At 63.7% G+C, this 7303-nt stretch carries 7 protein-coding genes; 3 read left to right on the top strand and 4 right to left on the bottom strand.

The genetic code is table 11. The features are described from left to right. Positions 1–191: 191 nt before the first annotated feature. Together SO180_RS41570 and SO180_RS41575 are read right to left on the bottom strand one after the other, a co-directional pair. The gene (locus tag SO180_RS41570; protein WP_449384564.1) at positions 192–1088 is read right to left on the bottom strand and encodes a methylated-DNA--[protein]-cysteine S-methyltransferase; all 897 of its coding nucleotides are present in this window, start codon (positions 1086–1088) and stop codon (positions 192–194) included. A 54-nt stretch (positions 1089–1142) separates the two neighbouring features. After that, complete coding sequence (locus SO180_RS41575; RefSeq protein WP_449384565.1) at positions 1143–1661, bottom strand: DUF2244 domain-containing protein; 519 nt, start codon at positions 1659–1661, stop codon at positions 1143–1145. 22 nt (positions 1662–1683) lie between these two features. On the opposite strand from SO180_RS41575, the gene nth reads away from it, so the two are divergent. The 3 genes from nth (at position 1684) to SO180_RS41590 (ending at position 5365) form a co-directional block, all read left to right on the top strand. Beyond that, the gene (nth, locus tag SO180_RS41580; protein WP_449384566.1) at positions 1684–2451 is read left to right on the top strand and encodes an endonuclease III; all 768 of its coding nucleotides are present in this window, start codon (positions 1684–1686) and stop codon (positions 2449–2451) included. Between the two features lie 159 nt (positions 2452–2610). After that, a complete protein-coding gene (locus SO180_RS41585; RefSeq protein ID WP_449384567.1) occupies positions 2611–3750 on the top strand; it encodes an HlyD family secretion protein in 1140 nt (379 codons plus the stop codon). Further along, complete coding sequence (locus SO180_RS41590) at positions 3737–5365, top strand: MFS transporter (protein ID WP_449384568.1); 1629 nt, start codon at positions 3737–3739, stop codon at positions 5363–5365. Before SO180_RS41585 ends, SO180_RS41590 begins: the two co-directional genes overlap by 14 nt. Positions 5366–5501: 136 nt before the next feature. Here the strand turns inward: SO180_RS41590 and SO180_RS41595 are convergent, their stop codons facing one another. Beyond that, positions 5502–5948, bottom strand: a complete 447-nt coding sequence (locus SO180_RS41595; RefSeq protein WP_449384569.1) for a hypothetical protein — start codon at positions 5946–5948, stop codon at positions 5502–5504. A 313-nt stretch (positions 5949–6261) separates the two neighbouring features. Further along, positions 6262–7002 carry a sulfate transporter family protein gene (locus tag SO180_RS41600; protein ID WP_449384570.1) on the bottom strand — a complete coding sequence of 247 codons (741 nt, stop codon included), beginning with the start codon at positions 7000–7002 and terminating at the stop codon, positions 6262–6264. Positions 7003–7303: the final 301 nt, after the last annotated feature.

The following is a 7303-nucleotide window of genomic DNA, read 5'->3' on the forward strand; positions in this document are numbered from 1 at the left end:
GATGCCTTCACCCCCGAGGAATGCGCCAACTACCTCAAAAATTCAGGCTATCGAACTTAATGCCATCACGCTTTAGGCGCGATTCCGTAGGGTGGCAAAGCGAAGCGTGCCCACCATCCAGCAACATTCGCGGAAAGATGGTGGGCACGGCGCGCGAAGAGCGCGCCTTTGCCCACCCTACATGAGCGTACTTACTGCACCCCGAGCTGCCCCGCCTCCCAGCCCAGCATCGCCTGCTTGCGGGTGACGCCCCAGTGATAGCCGGTGAGCTTGCCGTCCTTGCCGAGCGCGCGATGGCAGGGCACGACGAAGGAGACGGGATTCTTCCCAACCGCGGCGCCGACGGCGCGTGAGGCCTTCGGGCTGTTGATCTTGCAGGCGATGTCCGAATAGGACACCGCGCGTCCCATTGGTATCTTCAACAGCGTCTCCCACACCCGCACCTCGAAATCGGTGCCGATCATGACCACGCGCAGCGGCTGGTCCGGCCGCCACAGCTTGGTGTCGAAGATGCGCTGGGCGAGCGGTGCGGTGCCCTCATGGTCCTCGACGTAAGTTGCGTTCGGCCAGCGCCGCGTCATGTCGGCGAATGCGGCCTGCTCCTCGCCGGGGTCGGCGAAGGCAAGCCCCGCCAGTCCGCGATTGGTCGCGATCACGATCGCAGTGCCGAAGGGACAGGGATGGAAACCGTAGCGCAGGGTCAGGCCCGCGCCGCCATTCTTCCATTCGCCCGGTGACATTGCTTCGTGAGTGACGAAGAGATCGTGCAGCCGTCCCGGGCCCGAGAGACCCGAGTCGAGCGCGGCATCGAGAACGCTCGCGGAATCGCGCAGCAGGTGCTTGGCATGGTCGAGCGTCAGCGCCTGCATGAAGGCCTTTGGCGTGATCGACGCCCAGCGGCGGAACAGATGGTGCAACTCATCCGGGGTGACGCCCGCCGCATCCGCCATCGCCTCGATGGTCGGCTGCGCGCGCCAGTTCTCCGAGATGAAGGCGATCGCGCGGCGCACGGAATCATAGTCCCGCAGCGCGGCGTTCTGGTGGCCCGGCCTGGCCAGGCGCTGGTCATGTATGGCGAGTGTCATCATGACCTCAAATGTAGGAGCAGCAGGGGCTCCAAACCACCCGATTTCTGACAGGGTTCAAGCGATCGGATTGTAGATCGGGCCGCGCCTGGCGGCGTTCAGGGCGTCGATTAAGGCTTTGGCAAAGCTTGCCTTTTCCTCCGGTCCCAAAAAGCTCGCGATCGACACGCTGCGGCCGCGCGACACCAGATAGAGCCGTTCGAGGCCATACTCCTCGTCCGCCTCCTGCTCGAGCCGGACCCAGAGCGGATTGAACACCCATTCGGCGACATGGCCGCGATGGCTGACGCGCCGCACGCGCAATTCGGAAACCGTGACCACGATCTCCTCGCTCGCCCGCGCGGTGCGGAAATTGACCTTGAAGGCCCACCAGATCACCAGCACGTCGAGGCCGAAAAAGCCTAACACCGGCCAGGCGCCCATCATCAGGAAAACGATCCCGGTCACAAAGCTGACGACGCTGAGGAACAGCATCACGGCGAGGAAGCCGGTGCGGTTCAGCGAGCGATGCGGCGTCAGCAGCGCAGAGAAGATCTGCACCTCGCTCTCGCGCTCAATTCCGTTGCCTGTGCTCATGGCCTGTCAGTATATCCCGGTCATGGCAAAAATCACCCGCAAGACGGCCGTCCGCAAATCCTCCGTGTCGAAGAAGAAGGCAAAGGCGAAAGCCGCCAAGCCCGCGCGGGCCGCAAAGAAATCGCTCAAGGCAGTAAAGCCCAAGGCCACAAAACCCTGGACGCCGGCCGAGATCCACGAGGTCTTTTCCCGCTTCCGCAAGGCCAACCCGGAGCCGAAGGGGGAACTCGAGCATCTCAATCCCTTCACGCTGCTCGTTGCTGTCGTGCTGTCGGCCCAGGCCACCGACGCCGGTGTCAACAAGGCAACGCGTGAATTGTTTCAGGTCGCCGACACCCCGCAAAAGATGCTCGATCTCGGCGAGGAGAGCCTGCGCGAGTACATCAAGACCATCGGCCTCTACCGCACCAAGGCGAAGAACGTGATCGCGCTCTCGGCCAAGCTGCTGACCGATTTCGGCGGCGAGGTGCCGCGCACGCGCGCAGAGATCGAGTCGCTGCCGGGTGCCGGACGCAAGACCGCCAACGTCGTGCTCAACATGGCCTTTGGCGAGCACACGATGGCGGTCGATACGCATGTCTTCCGCGTCGGTAACCGCACGGGCCTGGCGCCCGGCAAGACGCCGCTCGAGGTCGAGCTCGGTCTCGAAAAGGTGATCCCGGCAGAGTTCATGCTGCATGCCCATCATTGGCTGATCCTGCACGGTCGCTATACTTGCCTCGCGCGCAAGCCACGCTGCGAGGTATGCCTGATCAACGATCTCTGTCGATGGCCGGAGAAGACGGTCTGAGGCAAGGTTTCTCCGTCATTCCGGGGCGATGCAAAGCATCGGACTATGGTGCGCAATTGCGCACCTGAGAATCTCGAGATTCCGGGTTCCGGTCCTTCGGACCGTCCCGGAATGACGCTAGCAGGAATTGCGTTCGCGACATGATTTCGGGGTGGTGCCGTGAGTCAACAAGAACAAGTCAGTTCGCCGCCGCCCGCCGCTCCGCTCGTCGCTTCCAAGCCGACACAACGACCGGCTCCTAGTCTCTGGAGTCGACTCGCCATTCCGCTGTTTGCCGTCGTCGTCGCGCTCGGCTTCGTTGCACTGGCGACGTTGCGCTTCGATGAATGGGTCGGCAGCGCGACGATCCAGACTACCAATGATGCCTATGTCCGCGCCGAGCTGACGCGGCTTGCCAGCCGCGTGACGGGCGAGGTGCTCAACGTCGCGGTCACCGATTTCCAGCGCGTGCATGCCGGCGATCTCCTGATCCAGATCGACCCCGCCGACTATCAGGCCCAGGTCGCGCAGGCCGAAGCGAACGTTGCTGCGGCACAGGCGGCGCTGGACAATCTGAGCAACCAGGTCGAGCTGCAATATGCGACGATCGCGCAGGCCGAGGCCGCGCGATTGTCCGCCGAGGCGCTGGAGGTCGAGGCGCAGCAGGAGCAGCAGCGTCAGCAATCGTTGTCGCAGAGCGAGTCCGGCACACGGCAGCGGCTTGAGCAGGCGGTCGCGTCGCTCGCCAAGGCACAGGCCGATGTGCGCGCAAGCCGCGCCGTGATCGCCGCACAGCGCCATCAGCTCGAAGTCCTGCAAGGGACCAAGAAGCAGCGCGCCGCCGACCTCGAAGCGGCCAAGGCGACGCTCGCGAGTGCCCAGCTCAAGCTCGGCTACACCAGGATCACAGCGCCGTTCGATGGCGTCGTCGGCGAGCGCCAGGTGCAGCCCGGCGACTACGTCAATATCGGCACCAATCTGATCAACGTGGTGCCGCTGCCAAAAGTCTATGTGATCGCGAACTACAAGGAGACCCAGCTCACGCACGTGCAGCCGGGCCAGGTCGTCGACATTACCGTCGACAGCTTCCCGCGCCAGCGCCTGCGCGGCCGCGTCGAGCGCATCGCGCCGGCGACCGGCTCACAGGTGGCGCTGCTGCCGCCGGACAATGCAACCGGCAATTTCACCAAGGTGGTGCAGCGCGTTCCCGTGCGCATCCAGCTCGACGACAACCAGCCGCTGGTCGAACGTCTCCTGCCGGGAATGTCCGTCGTCACCAGCATCCACACCGACGGTGCAGGGCCGAATGGCGGCAAATGACGGTGCCGATCGCGGACCGGTCTCGCGCGGCGGCATCGCGCCACGACCGGCCTTCGCCGTCGTGGCCGTGCTGCTCGGCTCGTTCCTCGCCAATTTCGACAGCCGCCTGACGACGGTCGGCCTGCCCGACCTGCGCGGCGCATTCTCGCTCGGCTTCGACGAGGGAGCCTGGCTCTCCACCGCCGGTATCGGCTCGCAGATCTTGATCGCACCGGCGGTGGCCTGGCTCGCGACTGCGTTCGGCCTGCGTCGCGTGCTCGGCATCCCGAGCCTCGTCTACGCCGTCGTCTCCTTCATCATTCCCTTCGTTCACGATTTTCCCGCATTGATCGCGCTCAGCATCGTGCATGGCCTGCTGCTCGGCACCTTCGTGCCGGCGACGCTGATGATCGTGTTCCGCAATCTGCCCATCCGCTGGTGGCTGCCGGCGATTGCGGTCTATTCGATCCGCGTCGGCTTTGCGCTCGATACCTCGACCTCGCTCGTCGGCTTCTATGTCGACCATCTCGGCTGGCAATGGCTGTACTGGCAGGGCGTCGTCATCGCGCCATTGATGGGCCTGATGGTTTATCTCGGTACGCCCAGCGAGCCAGTCAATCGCGACCTGCTGCGCGATGCCGATTGGGGCGGCATGGTGCTGCTCGGTGCTTCGGTTTCGATGATCTATGCCGGCCTCGACCAGGGCAATCGGCTGGACTGGCTGGAGTCGGGCACGGTGATGGCGCTGCTCGCCAGCGGAGCCGTGCTGTTCGTCGGCTTCCTCATCAACGAATCCCTGGTCCGCCAGCCCTGGGCGCACGTCAACGTGTTGTTCTCGCGCAATGTCGGATTGTCGCTGGTCCTGATCCTGCTCTACACCCTCACCAGCCTGTCCAACTCGTCGCTGGTGCCGAATTTCCTCGCCAATGTCGGCCTGCTCAGGCCCGAGCAGAGCGGCCTGTTGCTGCTCATCTATGGCGCACTGCCGATGTTCGTGCTGGTGCCGATCTCGATCTGGCTGCTGCGGCATTTCGATACGCGGACGGTGGTGGTCGTGGGCTTTGCATGCTTTGCGGCGGCCAACCTCTGGGGCACCCAGCTCACCCACGACTGGGCGCGCGAGGATTTCGTCGGCATCGTGCTGCTGCAGGCGATCGGCCAGGCGCTGACCCTGCTGCCGCTGATCATCACGCTGCTGTCGAACTCCGACCCGAGCCGTGCGACGGCTTTTGCGGCCTATATCCAGATCATGCGGCTTGGCGGCGCGGAGATTGGCATTGCGCTGATGGGAACCTGGCTGCGGATCCGCGAGCAGATCCATTCCAACTATCTCGGCCAGCACGTCGCAACCGGCGATGTCGACGTGGTCAGGATGCTGAAGCAGCTTGCCGATCGCTTCGCCGGCCATGGCTTAGGGGCGGCGCAGGCCCGCGCGGTCGGCACGCTCGCGGGCTTCGTGCAGCGCGAGGCCAATGTGCTCGCCTATAGCGACGGCTTCTGGCTGTGCTTCTGGCTCGCGATCACGGCGCTCGGTTGCGTCGCGCTGCTCACCCGCGCCCCGCCGGGCCCATTCACGCCGGCGCCGTTCGGCTTCGCCAAGACGGTGCTGCGCAAGTGCGGCGTGCCGGTGACGTAGAGCGTAGAGCGTGGACCGGCGTTCCCTCGCGACAAACGCGGAACGCGTTTGCGCGGAGATCAGGCTCAAACGACGACCTCAAGCGCGATGACGATTCATCCTAATCTCATCGCGCCTTGGTTGGGCGGGGTGCGGATCAGGCGATGCTTCTATCCTCCATCATCCGGCGTTTGACAGTTTCGCAAGTCTTGCGAACATCCTCTGTAAACAGGGCACATTCTTCGATGCGCTTGAAAATCTTCTTGGCTTCCTCGCGATATGAGGCCGCAGTATCTCGCATGAAGGCAATCGTAGTGTGCACCTCGGCGGTCATCGCCTCGCATTTTTTTGCCGCGCTGATCAACTCAGTGCCCATAGCTTCGATCTCTTTGGCCGCGGCCTCATAGTCGCGCACGACGGCCTCGGCAGTGAGCTGGCCTACACGCGAAACCCCATCTCGATGCTCGACGTAGTCGGGCAATGGCTCGGATAGAGGCGGTGGGGCAACCCAGCCGGCCGACCCGGGCAAGGCCGCCGTGACATCTGCTTCAAGCCTGGCCAGATCTACTGACTTGTTTCTCGGAAATCTTTCGATGTTTGCCATGGATCAATTCTCCTAATGGACTCTACCTCCTCAGGAAATGGAGCCGATGCGCGAGAGATTCCGGACAACTGTCGCTGGCCCCGCCATTCCGCGGGATCGCCTCGGACTGGCGAGCTGATTGAGAATCCTGATTCGTGGCGAAAGATCCGCAAAACTACGGCGATGCTCTATCGCGAGGACGTTCTCCTCGGACCTCCGCCTTCAAGCTCTCGATCGTAGGAGCGCCCCAATCAGCCTCTCTCCCGCAAGCGGGGGAGGGAGCGATCTCCTTCGCGGGTGCGCAACCGGACCCAAGCGATCGCTCCAATCGCGGTCACCGCATCGACCGCGCCGGCTCGATCAGCTCAGGCCGCCGCCCCGACAGGCGCTTGTGCATGTGGACCATGAAGGCCATGCCGAAGATCGGCGTCGCCAGATTGACGATTGGAATCGACACGAAGGCGGCGATGATCAGGCCGGCGGCGAAGATGGTCGCCGCATTGTCGCGCCGCATCGCCTTGGCTTCCTCCGGCGGGCGGAAGCGCATCGCGGCAAGCTCGAAATATTCGCGGCCCAGAAGCCAGGCGGTGGCGAGGAAGAAGATCAGGAAGCCGGCGCCGGCCAGGAACACGAAGGGCAGCACGATCAGATAGACCAGGATGGTCAGCAGCGCCGTCTTGACGCCCTCGTGGATGGCCATCGTGAACGGCAGCGCGACACCGGGTCGCTCGGCCGGATAGTGTTCGCGCTCGACATGGTCGGCGACGTCGTCGACGAACAGGCTCGCCACCAGCGAGGTGATCGCGGGCATCAGGAGGATTCCGCCGAACACCACGCCAAGGCCGGCCGCGATCGAGACGATCCAGGCCAGCACTTCCAGCGCGGAATGCCAGCCGGGGCCGAGCAACCCCTCGAGCCAGACCTCGCCATAGGTGGCAAACCAGCTGAGCAGCCGCTGCAAGCCGATCGCCAGCACGGTGATCAGCACGAGCGCGACGCCGATCGAGCGCCACAGGATCGAGCGCATCGGCGGCGAGATGATCTGCGACAGCGCCTTGACGGCGGCATCAAGCATCGGGGTACCTCTCACGAGAATTCACTGGCGAGAGGTAGACATGCCGGTCCCTTTCGGCAAGGGACGTTGACAAGCGAGGCTGACCTGCCACCGCGTGCGGCCTACAGCATGATCCGGAAAAGTGCGTCGCGGTTTTCCCTCGCGACAAACGCGGTACGCGTTTGCGCGGAGATCATGCTCAAACAACAACCTAAAGCGCGATGACGATTCATCCCAATCTCATGGCGCTTTAGTCTTACTGTGTCATAAAATCATCCGCACGGTACGTCTTTGGATGAGAGCAGTACAGCACGGACATCGT

It is taken from the genome of Bradyrhizobium sp. UFLA05-112, from assembly GCF_053572325.1.

Coding starts and splice junctions, on each gene's coding strand:
- nth (WP_449384566.1), top strand. CDS start 1,684: ATGGCAAAAATCACCCGCAAGACGGCCGTCCGCAAATCCTCCGTGTCG.
- SO180_RS41570 (WP_449384564.1), bottom strand. CDS start 1,088: ATGATGACACTCGCCATACATGACCAGCGCCTGGCCAGGCCGGGCCAC.
- SO180_RS41595 (WP_449384569.1), bottom strand. CDS start 5,948: ATGGCAAACATCGAAAGATTTCCGAGAAACAAGTCAGTAGATCTGGCC.
- SO180_RS41590 (WP_449384568.1), top strand. CDS start 3,737: ATGGCGGCAAATGACGGTGCCGATCGCGGACCGGTCTCGCGCGGCGGC.
- SO180_RS41575 (WP_449384565.1), bottom strand. CDS start 1,661: ATGAGCACAGGCAACGGAATTGAGCGCGAGAGCGAGGTGCAGATCTTC.
- SO180_RS41600 (WP_449384570.1), bottom strand. CDS start 7,002: ATGCTTGATGCCGCCGTCAAGGCGCTGTCGCAGATCATCTCGCCGCCG.